At 62.9% G+C, this 15,153-nt stretch carries 19 protein-coding genes; 5 read left to right on the forward strand and 14 right to left on the reverse strand.

Annotated elements, in window-relative coordinates; genetic code table 11:
- Positions 1–42 precede the first annotated feature (42 nt).
- The 4 genes from NN662_RS14715 to NN662_RS14730 all read right to left on the reverse strand — a co-directional run bounded on the left by NN662_RS14715 (position 43) and on the right by NN662_RS14730 (position 4,638).
- The gene (locus tag NN662_RS14715; protein ID WP_261930981.1) at positions 43–606 is read right to left on the reverse strand and encodes a hypothetical protein; all 564 of its coding nucleotides are present in this window, start codon (positions 604–606) and stop codon (positions 43–45) included.
- A gap of 6 nt (positions 607–612) precedes the next feature.
- Positions 613–2,493, reverse strand: a complete 1,881-nt coding sequence (locus NN662_RS14720; protein ID WP_261931987.1) for a DUF2207 domain-containing protein — start codon at positions 2,491–2,493, stop codon at positions 613–615.
- Positions 2,494–2,786: 293 nt separating this feature from the next.
- The gene (locus NN662_RS14725) at positions 2,787–4,040 is read right to left on the reverse strand and encodes a 3-phosphoshikimate 1-carboxyvinyltransferase (protein ID WP_261930982.1); all 1,254 of its coding nucleotides are present in this window, start codon (positions 4,038–4,040) and stop codon (positions 2,787–2,789) included.
- A 46-nt stretch (positions 4,041–4,086) separates the two neighbouring features.
- The gene (locus NN662_RS14730; protein WP_261930983.1) at positions 4,087–4,638 is read right to left on the reverse strand and encodes a LemA family protein; all 552 of its coding nucleotides are present in this window, start codon (positions 4,636–4,638) and stop codon (positions 4,087–4,089) included.
- A 223-nt stretch (positions 4,639–4,861) separates the two neighbouring features.
- Between NN662_RS14730 and NN662_RS14735 the strand changes: the two genes are divergently transcribed.
- Complete coding sequence (locus NN662_RS14735; RefSeq protein ID WP_261930984.1) at positions 4,862–5,083, forward strand: hypothetical protein; 222 nt, start codon at positions 4,862–4,864, stop codon at positions 5,081–5,083.
- Between the two features lie 25 nt (positions 5,084–5,108).
- Here the strand turns inward: NN662_RS14735 and NN662_RS14740 are convergent, their stop codons facing one another.
- From NN662_RS14740 to NN662_RS14780, 9 genes are all read right to left on the reverse strand, one after another.
- Positions 5,109–6,065: a glycine--tRNA ligase subunit alpha gene (locus tag NN662_RS14740; protein ID WP_261930985.1), complete on the reverse strand. Its 957-nt coding sequence runs from the start codon at positions 6,063–6,065 to the stop codon at positions 5,109–5,111.
- A 66-nt stretch (positions 6,066–6,131) separates the two neighbouring features.
- On the reverse strand, positions 6,132–6,452 hold the full coding sequence (locus NN662_RS14745; protein ID WP_261930986.1) for a PIN domain-containing protein: 321 nt from the start codon (positions 6,450–6,452) through the stop codon (positions 6,132–6,134).
- 113 nt (positions 6,453–6,565) lie between these two features.
- Positions 6,566–6,796, reverse strand: coding sequence for an AbrB/MazE/SpoVT family DNA-binding domain-containing protein (locus tag NN662_RS14750; protein WP_261930987.1), 231 nt, complete (start codon positions 6,794–6,796; stop codon positions 6,566–6,568).
- Positions 6,797–6,902: 106 nt separating this feature from the next.
- Positions 6,903–7,091: a DUF3008 family protein gene (locus tag NN662_RS14755; protein ID WP_261930988.1), complete on the reverse strand. Its 189-nt coding sequence runs from the start codon at positions 7,089–7,091 to the stop codon at positions 6,903–6,905.
- A 107-nt stretch (positions 7,092–7,198) separates the two neighbouring features.
- Positions 7,199–7,747 carry a DNA topology modulation protein FlaR gene (locus NN662_RS14760; protein WP_261930989.1) on the reverse strand — a complete coding sequence of 183 codons (549 nt, stop codon included), beginning with the start codon at positions 7,745–7,747 and terminating at the stop codon, positions 7,199–7,201.
- A gap of 26 nt (positions 7,748–7,773) precedes the next feature.
- Entirely contained in the window at positions 7,774–7,965 is a 192-nt protein-coding gene (locus NN662_RS14765; RefSeq protein WP_261930990.1) for a hypothetical protein, read from the reverse strand.
- A gap of 19 nt (positions 7,966–7,984) precedes the next feature.
- Positions 7,985–8,851 (reverse strand): S49 family peptidase, encoded by an 867-nt coding sequence (locus tag NN662_RS14770; RefSeq protein ID WP_261930991.1) that lies wholly within the window; start codon positions 8,849–8,851, stop codon positions 7,985–7,987.
- An 81-nt stretch (positions 8,852–8,932) separates the two neighbouring features.
- On the reverse strand, positions 8,933–9,724 hold the full coding sequence (locus NN662_RS14775) for a tRNA1(Val) (adenine(37)-N6)-methyltransferase (protein WP_261930992.1): 792 nt from the start codon (positions 9,722–9,724) through the stop codon (positions 8,933–8,935).
- 4 nt (positions 9,725–9,728) lie between these two features.
- Positions 9,729–9,956 carry a DUF2007 domain-containing protein gene (locus NN662_RS14780; RefSeq protein ID WP_261930993.1) on the reverse strand — a complete coding sequence of 76 codons (228 nt, stop codon included), beginning with the start codon at positions 9,954–9,956 and terminating at the stop codon, positions 9,729–9,731.
- 107 nt (positions 9,957–10,063) lie between these two features.
- Between NN662_RS14780 and NN662_RS14785 the strand changes: the two genes are divergently transcribed.
- The 4 genes from NN662_RS14785 (at position 10,064) to moaB (ending at position 14,531) form a co-directional block, all read left to right on the forward strand.
- Positions 10,064–11,080, forward strand: a complete 1,017-nt coding sequence (locus tag NN662_RS14785; protein WP_261930994.1) for a polyprenyl synthetase family protein — start codon at positions 10,064–10,066, stop codon at positions 11,078–11,080.
- A 156-nt stretch (positions 11,081–11,236) separates the two neighbouring features.
- Positions 11,237–13,069, forward strand: a complete 1,833-nt coding sequence (locus NN662_RS14790; RefSeq protein WP_261930995.1) for a tetratricopeptide repeat protein — start codon at positions 11,237–11,239, stop codon at positions 13,067–13,069.
- An 8-nt stretch (positions 13,070–13,077) separates the two neighbouring features.
- On the forward strand, positions 13,078–13,992 hold the full coding sequence (locus NN662_RS14795; protein WP_261930996.1) for a 4-(cytidine 5'-diphospho)-2-C-methyl-D-erythritol kinase: 915 nt from the start codon (positions 13,078–13,080) through the stop codon (positions 13,990–13,992).
- Entirely contained in the window at positions 13,989–14,531 is a 543-nt protein-coding gene (moaB, locus tag NN662_RS14800; RefSeq protein WP_261930997.1) for a molybdenum cofactor biosynthesis protein B, read from the forward strand. The genes NN662_RS14795 and moaB overlap by 4 nt, the downstream gene beginning before the upstream one ends.
- A 21-nt stretch (positions 14,532–14,552) precedes the next feature.
- Here the strand turns inward: moaB and NN662_RS14805 are convergent, their stop codons facing one another.
- Positions 14,553–15,077: a glycosyltransferase gene (locus NN662_RS14805; RefSeq protein WP_261930998.1), complete on the reverse strand. Its 525-nt coding sequence runs from the start codon at positions 15,075–15,077 to the stop codon at positions 14,553–14,555.
- Positions 15,078–15,153: the final 76 nt, after the last annotated feature.

Raw genomic sequence — 15,153 nt, forward strand, 5'->3', positions numbered from 1 at the left:
TTGTCACCAGAAAAGCCGGAGATTTCTCGGGTTCGAGGGGTGTCAGCGACGTTGGGAGGCGAAGCGGCGGATGGCCAGCACGATGACAATGAGGACCGCAAGACCGCCGAGCGCGAAGGGAAAGACCGCGTGGCCTGCTTCCGGCGAGAACAGGACGCTCCAGAGCATTTTCAAAAGCGCACCGGCGGCGGCAACGATCAGGCCGAGAAGCCATGAACGCTTCCAGAAGGCGGCGGCAAGCGCGACGCAATAGGTGATGACGGCAACGGCGCCGAATGCCGTCTGCACCGTCCAGCCCTGAGAAAGCAGGCTCCGTTCCATCGCCAGGAATTCCGTCACCTCGGCGTTGGGTTCGGCCGGCGGCGGAAACCAGAACATCGAACTGAGGATTGCCAGCACCGAGGCCATGATACCGGCAAGGGACCGACGCCAGGCAAAATAGCAGAGTGGCAGCACAAGCAGCGGGCGGGCGGCCCAGGAGGCGGTATTGCGATGGCGTTCGAAGGCCCAGTCGAAGAACGGCTGATGGGTGAAGAACACGAAGAGCAGCGCGACGATGAGCATCGCAAAGACGACGGCCAGGAGCCTGTCTGCCTGTCGGCTCATCGGCCCTTACCAGCCACCGCCGCCACCACCACCACCGCCGCCGCCGGAGAAGCCGCCGCCGGACGAAAAGCCCGAGGACGACGAGGAGGATTTCGGCGCGGGAATGGTGGAGGCGACCGTCGAGGCCATGGCGGAGGGGAAGCGGCTGAAACTGTCGCCGAACCGGCCGCCGTCGAAGCTGCCGCCGGAATACCAGGCGGGGTGATAGGCGGCCGATGCGGTGCCGGCGGCAACGGCGGCGGCAAGCCAGGCGTCGAAGGTCCGCGTCCAGGGCTTTTCCACGCCGAGCGCCACGGCATAGGGCAGCAGCTTTTCGAAATGTTGCGGCGACATTTTGGGCGCGCCCTGCATGTTCAGCCGGTCCTTTTCGGCGAGCGTCAGATACATCTTCAACCCGTCGATGCCGTCCATCATCTTCGTTCCGAGCGGGGTCGGCGCGCCCATCAGGAAGAAGAACACGACATTGGCGACGACGATGCCGCCGATCGCGAAGAACACCGGCAGTTCATGCATCTCTGCGAACGACGTGGAAAACGTGCTCAGGATGCCGGTCAGCATGGTGAGGCCGAACATGCCGATGAAGGCGAGCGAAATGACCGAGGCCACCTTCTGGACCAGCGACCGGGCGTTGATCAGGTTGCGGCCGATAACGGTGGCAAAGACGCCGAGGACGGTGGAGGCGATGCCGAGGCCGAACAAGGCGCCGAGCGTATCGCTATCGAAGGTGCCGAAGACGACGAGGATGACGATCGACAGGACGGAAAGGATGACGCCGGCGGCGATGTAGCCGGTGTTGAACTTGTAGTAGCGGCCGCGATGCTCCTTCTCGATCGCCGAGCGGAAGCTCGAGCCGCGGCTCTGGACGGCCGGACCGTTCGCCTTGTTGATCAGGAATTCCTGCCCTTCGCGGCTCAGCCCCATCAAGAGCACCTTCTCGCCCGCCGGAAGCACCTCGTCCACCGGCTTTGCCGTGCGGCGGATGATGATCGAGCTCTTCAGGTCATCGAGTATGATGTAGCCCTTGACGGCGAGATTGATGGCGGCCGCGGAAAAGGCCTGCCAGCCGGCGCCGGAGAACCCCTTGTTGTCGATGTAGTTGACGAGCGCGGGCGAGATGCCCTCAGGCGCGTCCCAGCGCGGCACGATGACGCCGCGCTCCGGATCCTTGCCGACCTTGGCCCAGGATTTGAAATAGAAGCCGAGGACGAGGATGAGGCCGCCGAAGGCGAAGATGTAATTGCGGTTGTCCTTGAGGAACCACCAGGTCTGCTCCTCCTGCGAAGGCGCGGCGACCACGCCCTTGGGAAGCTTGACGCCGATGGTCAGCCCCTCTTCCGCTCCAAGCGGTCGGGTCGTCGTGAACTCCACCACATTGCCGGAGACGGAGGCGCGGGCATCCCTGCCCGTCTCGCCATAGGCGCCGGTGAAGGCGACGGTGTCCTCCACCTTGGCGCCTTCCAGCAGGGTGACGGTGGCGCTCGCCCGCTGGATCGGGAAGATCCAGCCATTGCCGGTCACGTTCCAGTAGAGTTCGTCGTGATCGTCGAAATAGCGGACCTGGCGGCTGGTCTCGTAGGTGAAGACGTAGGAATGCGCACCGAAATCCAGAAAGACATTCGGATCGCCGGCATAGATGCGGATGCCGCCGCTGATCGATTCCATATGAAACGGCTCGTCGTGACCGTCGCGGGTGACCGAAATCAGATCGAAATCGACTTTAACCTCGCGGCCCCGATCATCCAGGAATGTCAGCGGAAAATCGCGAAATATGCCGCGACGGATCTGATCGCCCTCGGCAATGACGTCGATGTTCTCGCGCACGAGCATCGTTGCGTCCTTGTTGAGGGTGATGTCCGAATGGAAATTGGTGATGACCTCGTTGGCCATAGCCGGGACGGACAGAAATGCCGACAACAGTGCGAAACAGGCAAGAAGCCCTCGCAGGATGGTCGCCTTTTTCCCCTTCTCCCCCTGGGGAGAAGTGCCGAACGAAGTGAGGCGATGAGGGGTTCCCCCGTAAATGCCGAATGGGAACCCCTCATCCGGCCCTGCGGGCCACCTTCTCCCCAAGGGGAAAAGGCGACGTATCATGCAGTAGAACCGTCCTGCTCTCATCTCATCAGACCTTTGTTGGAGCAAAACCCACCCTGTTCGGGTTGCCCTGCCCTGTCAAAATGCTCCTACCCCTCGAACTTGACCCCCAGCGAGCCGAGCGCGTCCCAATAGGCGGGATAGGTCTTGGCGACACAGCCGGGGTCGAGAATGGTGATACCCTCGACCTTCAGGCCGGCCAGCGCGAAGCTCATGGCGATGCGGTGATCGGCAAAGGTGTCGATATCGGCCGGCAGGCGCTGGCCGGCAAGGGCCGGATCGGCATTGACGACGAGATCGTCGCCCTCTTCGACGGCGAGACCGGGGCGGATGTTGTTCAACCCGGTCGAAAGCGCGCGGATGCGGTCGCATTCCTTGACCCGCAAGTTCTCGATACCGACGAAGCGCACCGGCGTCTCGTTGAAGGCGGCGAGAACGGCGAGTGTCGGGATGGCGTCCTGCATCTGGCTGCCGTCGATTTCCGCCGGCATATGCGGGAACTTCGCCATGAAATCATGCGACTTGGCGTCGGGCTGGGTGAAGTCCACTGTGGCCGTGCCGATGTCGATCCGCCCGCCGGTCAGCACTTCCGCGGCCCAGAGATAGGTGGCGGCGGATGCATCGGGCTCGATGTGATAATCGGCGGCCTTGTAGCCGGTCGGCAAGACCCGCCAGGTGGATGGCGTCGGCTGCTCGACGCTGGCGCCGAAGGCCTCCATCGAAGCGATCGTCAGGCCGATATAGCCGCGCGCGCCGATCGCCGTTCCCGCGAGCTCGATATCGAGCGGACGGCTGCCGCAGGCAGCCGCCATCAGGAGGGCCGAGACGTACTGGCTCGACAGTCCGGCATCGATGACGACGCGGTCGGCCCTGAAGCCGCCGGCGGCCTTGACGGTGACCGGCGGGCAACCTGTCGGGGCTTCGGCGTCAACGCCGAGCGCGTTCAGCGCCGCGACAAGCGGCTTGATCGGGCGCTTGCGCATGTGTTCGTCGCCGTCGACCACGAAGGTGCCGTCGAACATGGCGACAGCGGCCGTCAGGAAGCGGGTCGCCGTGCCGGCGTTGCCGAGAAAGAGCGGATTTGCAGGCGCGCTCAGACGGCCCGACGAGGTGACCACGAAGGTCGTCGCGTCCGGCTCTTCGACGGCAACGCCCATGGCGCGCAGCGCTTCGGCCATATAGCGCGTGTCGTCGCTCTTCAGCGCGCCGGTCAGGCGGCTGGTGCCCTTGGCGAGGCCGGCGAGCAGCAGCGCACGATTGGTGATCGATTTCGAGCCGGGAGGGCTCACCTTGCCGGAAAGCGGATGGCCGGGCGGGATGACGGTCAGACGGTCCTTGTTCATTCTCTTCTCTTGCATGGCCGAGCGCTCAAGCCCGGCCTCTTCTGTCTTAAAACTTCACCTGCGGCACGGCGCGATCGGCCGGATCGGCGATCTCGAAATAGCCGGCCTTCTGGAAGCCGAACTGGTTGGCGATCAGGTTCGACGGGAAGCTGTCGACCTTGACGTTCAGCTGGCGGGCGGCACCGTTGTAGTAGCGCCGCGACATCTGGATTTCACCCTCGATTTCGGAAAGCGACTTCTGCAGTTCCAGAAAGTTCTGGTTGGCCTTGAGATCCGGATAGGCCTCGGCGATCGCCATCACCCGGCCAAGCGCTTGGGAGAGCATGCCTTCGACCTGCGCGCGGCCGGCGACATCGCCTGCCGGCATGGCCTGTGCCTTGTTGCGCAGCTCGACGACCTCTTCGAGCGTCGATTTCTCGTGCGCAGCATAGCCCTTGACGGTCTCGATCAGGTTGGGGATCAGGTCGGCGCGGCGCTTCAGCTGCACGTCGATGCCGGACCAGGCCTCCTCCGTCATCTGCCGGAAGCGCACGAGGCCGTTATAGGTCATCATGACGTAAAGCCCGACGACAACGATGATGGCAATAATCACATACATCGAATTCCCTCCGCTCGGATCGGGCCCGACACCTGTCATGCCGATCGCCCCCGTATGAATGCCGCATACATCATTTGCAAGCCGGAGACGAGTGCAAAGCTGCGACGCGAGACCCGCAACCCGAACGCCGGATGAACGGCCGCTTCAGCACGGGTTCAAGGGCGAGGGCCCAGGATCACCTCAGATCAATTCCGCGATCCGGCAGAAAGGCCGGGAAACGCGGATGGCCGAGGGGGTCATGGACATGCTGTCGCTCGTAAAAACGATCAATGCCGCCGCGCTGATGATCCTGTTTGTCGACTATGCGGTCGCGATGCAGAAGGTCGAGCCGATGGGGATGCGGCGCTGCCTGAGGACCATGTCGAAACAGGTGCCGACTGGCGCCTATCCGACGCTTAAACCCTCATGGCAACCCGCCGTGACGGTGACGGATCAGGTCCTGTGATCCGCCAAACACCGGCTGCCCGATATCAGGCAGCCTTGTTCCAGTTGGCGCCGCCGGCATCGGTCAGCAGGAAGGCTTCGCCGCAGGCTTTAGCCAGAGTGCGCACGCGCAGGATGTAGCTCTGGCGTTCGGTGACGGAGATCACGCCGCGGGCATCGAGCAGGTTGAAGACGTGGCTCGCCTTGATGCACTGGTCGTAGGCGGGCAGCACGCATTTGTGCAGAGCGCCGGGCTCCGACGGGCTGCCGGCGGAAAGGAGGGCCTGGCATTCTTTTTCGGCATCAATGAAGTGCCGGTGCAGCATTTCAGTGTTGGCGAATTCGAAGTTGTGGCGGGAATATTCCTGCTCGGCCTGCAGGAAGACCTCGCCATAGGAAATCTTCTCATCGCCTTCGCGGCCGTTGAAGTTGAGGTCGTAGACATTGTCGACGCCCTGGACATACATGGCGAGGCGCTCGAGACCATAGGTCAACTCGCCGGCAACCGGCGCGCATTCGATGCCGCAGACCTGCTGGAAATAGGTGAACTGCGAGACTTCCATGCCGTCGCACCAGCATTCCCAGCCGAGCCCCCAGGCGCCGAGCGTCGGGCTTTCCCAGTCGTCCTCGACGAAGCGGATGTCATGCAGCAGCGGATCGAGACCGATCGCGGCCAGCGAGCCGAGATAGAGTTCCTGCAGGTTCGACGGGTTCGGCTTCAGGATCACCTGATACTGGTAATAGTGCTGCAGGCGGTTCGGGTTCTCCCCGTAACGGCCGTCCGTCGGGCGGCGGGAGGGCTGCACATAGGCGGCCTTCCACGGCTTCGGACCCAGCGCACGCAACGTCGTTGCCGGATGGAAGGTACCGGCACCGACTTCCATGTCGTAGGGCTGCAGAACCGCACAACCCTTGTCCGCCCAGTAATTGTGGAGCGTCAGGATCAGCGCCTGAAACGAGCGCTTCGGGTTCATGTGGTCGGGAAGATCGGACGTCGCGGACATGGGCAAAACCGGTGGTTTATGGCTTGAAATTCTGGCTGCGGTCAGTGCCATGGCCCGCCGCCGGGGTCAAGGGGCGGCGTTTTGCGAGGCGGGCCCTGCTGGCGACTGGAAAGGATCCAGGATCCGCAGCCGCCCCCTGATCAGCAAGCCGTTGTGCAAGTCCTCCGAGTAGAAGACCTCACATCCAGCTTCCAATGCTGTGGCCAGCATCAGCGCGTCATAAAACGACAGTTGATACTCTTCCGCGAGGTCCAGCGCCTCGAAATGCGTCGCCGACCCGATCGGCAAAACGGTATCCGCGAGTGTCTCGAATGCCTGTGTCAGCGCGCGGATATCATGCCATCCCAGCCCCTGCTTGCGGAATGCGACATTGGCGAACTCGTTCAACCCCTGCACGCTCGTCACGAACGCGCGGCGAGCAGCCCTTGCGCCACCTCCGCACGGCTGTCGTCGGTGATCGAATAGACGAGGATGTTGCTGTCGAGAAAGGGAGCGGCCATTCAGCGTTCGTTTGCGTCCTCGCGGCTGAAGGTCCAGCCGGCAGGAAGCGGTTTCCTGAAGGACCGGATTAGATTCAGAGCACGTTCCCGCGACGGGTCGAGGGCAATCTCAAAGGCGCGCTCTCCGGCGATGCGCACTTCAATGTCGTCGCCCTCCTTCAGCTTTAGCGCCTCGGCAACGGAAGCAGGAATCCTGATCGCGAGACTGTTGCCCCATTTGGAAACCTGCATGGATCGCCTCCATTGATATACATTTGAAAAATATATCAAATGCCAGCGTTAGGTGCAATCTCAACGCAGTTGCATCGTGGTCGGCCGGCGGCGTCAGATAGCGCCGTCAGTCTTCGCTCTTCTTGTCCGGCAGGGAACTGCGCTTGGTCGAGGCCAGCTCTTCCAGTTCCTTTTCCGTCATGCTTTCGTACATCTCGCGCGAAGCGCCCTTCAGCTCGGACTTTTTCGTCTCGCCGCGCTTGGCCGCAAGCGCCGCGCCTGCCGCCTTCTGCTGTGCCTTGGATTGTGCGGGCATAACCGTCTCCTTCCGTTATCTTCGGAGATAACCGTAAAGAGGCCGCTTCGGTTCCGCCGCCTACTCGTCGTCGCGCTTGACCCGGTATTCGCCGGTCACGGGGTTTTTCACCAGCGTGCCGTCGGCGCCTGTGATGCCGCAGCGCCGGACGCCCAAAGCGCAACCGCAGTTTCAATGTCCCGTTCGGTTCGGCAATGCAGAACGGTCACGTCGCCATTATCCGAAAAGTGCATTCTTATCGTTCGCCGAAAACGCTGGCCGGCGATCAGGCTCTTGAACGCGAAGCGGTACTGGCTCCAGGGCCAATCGCGATTGCCTTCCGGCAGCTCGGGCCTCGTCTTTCCGAAATTGCGCCATGGCCGGACAATCAGACGCCAGGCGCGCAACATTACCGGCGGATCGAGCCAGATGACCGCGTCAGCGCGCGTTAATGCATGGAGGAGAAGACTTGGACCGCCTTCGAGAATCCACGCATCGGTTGCGACCATCCGCGCGAGCTCGGCAAACACGACATTGCGAGGACGCACGCGCCAATCGCGTTCCAGCTTGATGGCATCGAACGAGACAACAGGGATATCCGGGCGAAGCCGACCGAGCCGATATGCGAGATGGCTTTTTCCCGACCCGTTAGCACCCGTGACGATCAACCGCCTCATCGATGCTCCTCAGGCCAGCCCACCGCCTACTCGTCGTCGCGCTTGACGCGGTACTCGCCGGTCACCGGGTCTTTCACCAGCGTGCCGTCGGCACCGTTCTTCTGTTCCTTGCGGACACGCTTGTTCTTCTTGGAGAGCTTTTCGGCGTCCGCGACGAACTTCTTGTAGAACAACCATCCGGCAACGCCGAAGAGAATCCAGAATAAGAGAACCGGCATTTCCGTTCAGACTTTCAACTTATAATCCGTACCGGCCCCACAATGCCTTTTCTTCTGCCGTTTCGGCAAGTGCCGCGATGGCGGAAGCGCCGACGCGCTCCGCAGCACCGTCGAGAATGGAGGCGCCGGGCTGACGGCGGCCGAAGATGTCGCGCGGCGCAGTGATCAGTTCGAGCTTGGCCTTGTCGCCGAAACGGCGGCGGATTTCGGTGCGCATGTCGCCGAGCCCATCGATCAGGCCGAGATCGAGGCCGCGCGTGCCGGTCCAGAACAGGCCGGAAAAGATCGTCGCGTCATCGGCGAGCTTGCCGGCGCGGCGCTCCTTCACCATGTCGATGAAGACCTTGTGGATTTCGAGCTGGAGCGTCTTCAGATATTCGATGTCGCTTTCCTTCTCCGGCTGGAACGGATCGAGGATCACCTTGTTCTCTCCAGCGGTGTAGACGCGGCGTTCGACGCCGATCTTCTTCAGCAGTTCCGGGAAACCGAAACCGCCGGAAACGACGCCGATGGAGCCGACGATCGAGGTCGGGTCGGCGAAGATCTCGTCGCCGGCAAGCGCGATCATGTAGCCGCCGGACGCCGCGACGTCCTCGACGAAGATCAGCACCTTTTTGTTCTTCTCCGCCGCAAGCGACCGGATGCGCTGAAAGATCAGCCGCGACTGTACCGGCGAACCGCCCGGCGAGTTGACCGAGATCGCGACGGCCGGCGCATCCTTCTTCGAAAACGCCTTTTCCAGCACGCCGGCGGCGCTCGCAAGATTGAGCGCAGGGCGCAGCTGGCTGCCACCGGCCATGATGGTGCCGTGCAGGCGCACGACCGGGATGACCGTTTCGTCGCTACGGAAGCGTTTGGGAAGAAGGCGCTTGATGAAGCGGGCCATAGAGAAAACCTCTGAAATTCGAAAATCCGTTACCGCTGATTTATGTATCCGTCCGGCAAACGCAATGGCTGCGGGCGCAAATCAGCTGCCTTTTCTTGGGTATGCCGCCCGGCCATTGTTCAGGTCGTCGACGAAGGCGGAGAACTTGTGCGTGCCTTCGTCATGCATGACGAGCGGCATGCGGATGTTCAGCCGCGCCCGTGATCCCTTGATAGCGGTCACCAGGATGCGCACCGCATTCTCGCCGTCGCGCGGGTGGATGGGCGTGATCTCGATGCCGCCGAAACGCCTGCCGCAGGCGGCGATGATTTCGCCGACCGATTGCGGCCTGGCGATCAGCGACAGCTGACCACCGGGGATCATGATTGCGCCGGCGGTGCGGATCCAGCGCTCGAACAGGTCGTCGGTCATCGCATGCGCCTCCGCTTTCAGCGCATCCGGCGTCCTGCGGTCGCCGGCATCGTTGAAGGGCGGATTCATGATGACGTGGTGGAAGACGTCGTCGGCTAGGCCGGCGGCAAGCCGCGCTTTTCCGGTCAGGGTCACGTCCGCCTCGATGACCTCGACGCGGGACGAAAGATGGGCATTGTCCGGCAAGGCGAGACTTTGCCGGGCAAAGTCCGCCATTTCCGCGGACCGCTCGAACAGAGTGACGCGCGCGTCGGCAAGCCTCGAGGCGACGGCCATGCCGGCCGCTCCCGCGCCTGCGCCGAGATCGGCGACGCGGCAGGCGCCGCGATGGTCCACCAGCGAAGCCAGCAGCATGGCGTCCATGCCGGAGCGATGGCCCCTTCCCTTCGGCTGGACCAGATGGAAACCACCGCGATGAAACGCATCGACGGTTCGTTCAACGCGGTCCGGCACGTCCGACATTCCGTCAATCCCCGCTGCGCAGTTCCGCGCCAAGCCCGGCATCGACGCAGATGCGGCGGGCCTCCTCGGCCTTCTCGTCGTCAACCAGAAGACGGCGCGGCAGCATGCCAAGCGAGCCTTCGAGGATGCTCATGCCCTGATCGGCGACGAAGCACCGAATGCCGGCATCCTTCATCAGACTCTCGGCAAAGGATAGCAGGACGGCATCATTGGTTCGGATAAGTTCATACATATGGTCGATTTCTCGCCTATTTTCCGGGAGTCTGACAATTCGCCTCTTGCCGCCACCATGCCCCCTTTCTATTGTCTTTTTCGAAATTGGAATAGGAGTCCGGTGCGTTGGGCGTCGTCATACCGCTTGAAGAAAACAAAAACAAACAGGCTTCCATCAAGCCGCTGGTCGACCTGACCAAGGTGGATATGGAGCGCGTCAACCAGCTTATCCTGTCCAAGGCTGGCTCCGACGTGCAGATGATTCCCGAAGTTGCCCGCCACCTGATTTCATCGGGCGGCAAGCGCCTGCGTCCGATGCTGACGCTCGCATCGGCCTCGATGTTCGGTTACGAAGGCGAGGACCATATCAAGCTCGCCACCAGCGTCGAGTTCATGCATACGGCGACCCTTCTGCATGACGACGTGGTCGATGAAAGCGACCTGCGCCGCGGCAAGTCGACGGCGCGGATGATCTGGGGCAACCAGGCGAGCGTTCTCGTCGGCGATTTCCTTCTCGGCCAGGCCTTCCGCATGATGGTCGAGGTCGGCTCGCTCGACGCGCTCGACGTGCTGTCGACCGCCGCCTGCGTCATTGCCGAGGGCGAAGTGCTGCAGCTTTCCGTCGCCAAGCACATGGAGACGACGGAAGACGACTATCTGGAGGTGATCAAGGCGAAGACGGCGGCGCTGTTTGCTGCCGCCGCCGAGGTCGGGCCGATCGTCGCGCGCACCAGCAAGTCGGAACGCAACGCGCTGAAATCCTACGGCATGAACCTCGGCCTCGCCTTCCAGCTGGTCGACGACGCGCTCGATTACGGCGGCAAGGCTGCCGATCTCGGCAAGAATGTCGGCGACGACTTCCGCGAGGGCAAGATCACGCTGCCGGTGATCCTCGCCTATCGCCGCGGCACGTCGCAGGAACGGGCATTCTGGAAGGACGCCATCGAGAACGGCAAGAACGGCGACGAGAACCTCGGACAGGCGCTGGCGCTGATCAACAAGTATAACGGCCTCAGCGACACCATCGCCCGGGCGCTGCACTACGGCGCGATCGCCCGCGACGCTCTGGCGCCGCTGCCGGATTCGGCCTGGAAATCCGCCCTGATGGATGTCATCGACTTCACCATCAGCCGTGTCAGCTGACCGTTCTCCGTCATTTTAGTCGAATTTTAACCATGCCGGGCCGGCGCGTGGGCGAACGGCCGGGCGCGCTTGCGACCAGAGCGCAAAAAAGCCATTCTATTGTGAATGAGTGGGTGAATCGTCCCGCCTGATGCACCTGATGAAAGGTCCTTCTACATGCAGCATAGACTGACGTTGCGCCTCCTGTCCCAAGCGGCCTTCGCCGCGGTCCTGCTTCTCGGCGCAGCGACCGCACAAGCAGAGACCCAGGCGCCGACGGAGGATGCCGGCCAGCTGGTGAAAGCCGATTCGATCAACACGTTTTCAGGCGCTTTCCTCGCCGCGCGCACGGCCGATGTCGATCAGGACTATGCCAATGCGGTGATCCTCTACAAGCGAGCCCTCGATTTCGATGCGGAGAATGCCGACATCGAACAGCGGCTGATGATCTCCTATCTGCTGAACGGCGATTTCAAGGACGGCGCCAAGCTGGCGGAAAAGCTCAAGAAGGACGATTCGATCGAACGGGTGACGACCGTCATCCGCGGCCTGAACGCGATCAAGGGCAAGGAATACAACGCCGCCAAGCAGATCCTGAAATATGAAGGTCCGAACGATCTCGACAAGATGATGAACGAGCTGCTGATCGCCTGGGCGGAAGCCGGGGCCGGCAAGCCGAAGGAAGGCATCGCGCTGATCAACAAGATGAAGGGGCCGAAATGGTACGGCATCTTCAAGAACTACAATGCGGGGGCCATGTCGCTGATTGCCGGTGACATTCCCGGTGCGCGCAAATACTGGAACGACGCCATTCTCGACCGCCCGGGCGGAGCGACGGCGCCCGACACCTATTTCCGCTCCGTGCTGGCACTGGCGGCGCTGGAAGCCGGACAGGGAAACACCCGCAAGGCGCTCGACGCCATCTCCGTCGGCGACGACTTCTTCAACAACTATGCACCGCTGAAGGCGCTGCGCGACGAGGTCAGCAAGGGCGGCAAGCCGGCCCAGCAGATCACCAATGCGACCGAGGGTGCTGCCGGCGTCCTGTTCAGCATCGGCGGCGCCCTGAACCGCGGCGGCTCGGAGGACATCGTCTCCCTCTACCTGCAGGCCGCCCGCGCGCTCGATCCGAAGAGCGCCGACACGCTGATCCTGCTCGGCGGCATTGCCGAGGACCAGAAGAAGACGGCACAGGCGATCGCCTATTACAAGGACGTGCCGGAAGGCTCGCCGATGCGCCGCCTGTCGGAACTGCAGCTGGCGCTGACGCTGTCGAGCACCGGCGAGCTGGACCAGGCCAGGGAGCACATGGAGAAGCTGATCGCCGCCGATCCGAGCGACATCCGCAGCTACCTGACCTACGGCGCGATCCTGTCCGACGCCAAGGACTACAAGGCGATGGCCGAAAATTACGACAAGGCCGTCGACGTCATCGGATCGGTGCCGCGTCAGAACGACTGGCAGGTCTTCTTCCAGCGCGGGATCGCCTATGAGCGGCTGAAGGAATGGCCGAAGGCGGAACCGAACTTCCTCAAGGCACTGGATCTGAGCCCGGAACAGCCGCAGGTGCTGAACTATCTCGGCTATTCCTGGGTCGACATGAACATCAACCTCGACAAGGGGCTGGAGATGATCCAGAAGGCCGTCGACCTGAGGCCGGACGACGGCTACATCGTCGACTCCCTCGGCTGGGCCTACTATCGCATGGGCCGCTATGACGACGCGGTCAACGAACTGGAACGCGCCATCCAGCTGAACGCCTCCGACCCGACGATCAACGACCATCTGGGCGATGCCTACTGGCGTGTCGGGCGCAAGCTGGAAGCGATCTACCAGTGGAACCAGACGCTGGCCTTCAAGCCGGAAGAAGGCGAGATCATCAAGATCCAGAACAAGATCGCCAACGGTCTGCCGCCGATCCAGAGCGAGGATGCGCAGTCGACCAGCACCCATGACGCGCCGACCCCGCCGCCCGCCGAGGAAGACGTGCCGGGCAAGAACAAGTCCTGATCGACGCCATGCAGGATGCAGCAGGGGAAGAACGGCTCGTCGAACATGCGCGGGCGAAGCTGAACCTTGCCCTGCATGTGACCGGCCAGCGTCCCGACGGCTACCATCTTTTGGAAAGCATCGTGGCGTTTGCCGAGACCGGCGACCGGCTGAGCTTCGTCCCCGCGGGCGTCGACAGCCTGACGCTTTCCGGACCTTTCGCCGCGTCCCTGCCCGCGCCCGGGGACGGCAATGCCAACCTGGTGACGCAGGCGCGCGACCGGCTGAGGGCACTGCTTTCGGAGGTCGGCGTGTCGACGCCGCCCGTTGCCATCCATCTGGAAAAGAACCTGCCCGTCGCCTCCGGCATCGGCGGCGGCTCGGCGGACGCAGCGGCCGCGATCCGCGGGCTCATCCGTCTGTGGAAGGTGGACAGCATCGACGATGCTCGCCTCTCGAAACTGGCGCTGTCGCTTGGTGCGGACGTGCCCATGTGCCTTGCCGGCCAGCCGCTGGTGGCGCGCGGGATCGGCGAGGAGATCGAGACGCTCCGGGACTTTCCCACGTTTCATCTCGTTCTTGTCAATCCGCTGAAGGAAGTGTCGACGCCGGCGATTTTCCGGCTTCTCACGGAAAAGAACCATCCGCCGCTGCCTGCCCTTCCCCAACAAGGGGAGGCAGACGCAACAGGCTGGATCGACTATCTTTCAACCTGCCGCAACGACCTGCAGCCACCGGCCGAAGAGGTTTTACCGGAGATCGCGACCGTGATCGCATCGCTGAGAGACAGCGGCGCAAGGCTTGCCCGCATGTCCGGCTCGGGCGCGACCTGCTTCGGGCTCTATGCCGACCGGCAAGCGGCGCGGACTGCCGCCGACGCCCTTCGAGAAGCGCAGCCGGGATGGTATGTTGCGGCGACGCAGACAACGGAAGGCCGGCCATGAGCACGACGCAAACCGAACGCCCCTTCATTTCCGTCGGCATCGCCGTCCTGACGGTGTCGGACACGCGCACGCTCGCCGATGACCGCTCCGGCGACACGCTCGTGGCGCGGATTGCCGATGCCGGCCACCGGCTCATCGACCGGGCGATCGTGCCCGACGACAAGGACCGCATTCGCGCGCAGGTGGAGGCCTGGACGCTTTCGGCCGACATTGACGTGGTGATCACCACCGGCGGTACCGGCTTTACCGGCCGCGACGTGACGCCGGAGGCGCTGGAGCCTCTGTTCGAAAAGCGCATGGACGGATTTTCGGAGGTCTTCCACCGCATTTCCTACGACAAGATCGGCACGTCGACGATCCAGTCGCGGGCAACCGGCGGCGTGGCGAACGCCACCTTCATCTTCGTGCTGCCGGGCTCGCCGGGCGCCTGCAAGGATGCCTGGGACGGCATTCTGAAGGCGCAGCTCGACTATCGCCACATGCCCTGCAATTTCGTGGAAATCATGCCGCGCCTCGACGAGCATCTGCGCCGCGGCTGACGCATCGGCGCCAGGCCCGCCTCAGGCCGCCCGCGCGGCCCGCGCCACCCATGAGGGGATGACTTCGCTGCTCAACGTCTTTGCCTTCCCGCTGGCGGCGACATCGGCCAGATGCTTGCCGGAGCGGACGAGATCCAACGCCTGACGCTTCGGGATGAGGAAGCCGTATTCCAGCGGCTTGCGACCGCGGCGAAATCGCTTGAGGAACGGCAGGCGGTAATTGCGCGATGGGGAGAAACGGGCCGGCAGCTTGTTCAGCGACAGATATTCCAGGAGCTCCTCGACCCAGCCCGTCTGCGGCCGCGCGCCCGGTTCGAGCAGCAATATCCACTCGCCGCGCGCCTTGCTGACGACGTCGCCCAGATCCCAGTTCTCATGATAACGGCAGCCTGCGGCTTCCGCGACCCGGGACGACCCGTCCTGCGAGCCGCGATCGAGCACCACGACGTCGCTCACCAATCCTTCGACAGCTCCGGCAACCAGCACCGACAGGGTCTGCGCCAATTCCGGTTCCTGATCCTGGCATTCCATGATGACTGTCAACATGGTTTATGAATATCGCGCTGCACAACCGAATGCCACAAAAAAATAACGATATGTACTTGCTTTGTTCTCATTCGGC

The sequence above is a fragment of the Rhizobium sp. NRK18 genome (assembly GCF_024385575.1).
GTDB lineage: Bacteria > Pseudomonadota > Alphaproteobacteria > Rhizobiales > Rhizobiaceae > JANFMV01.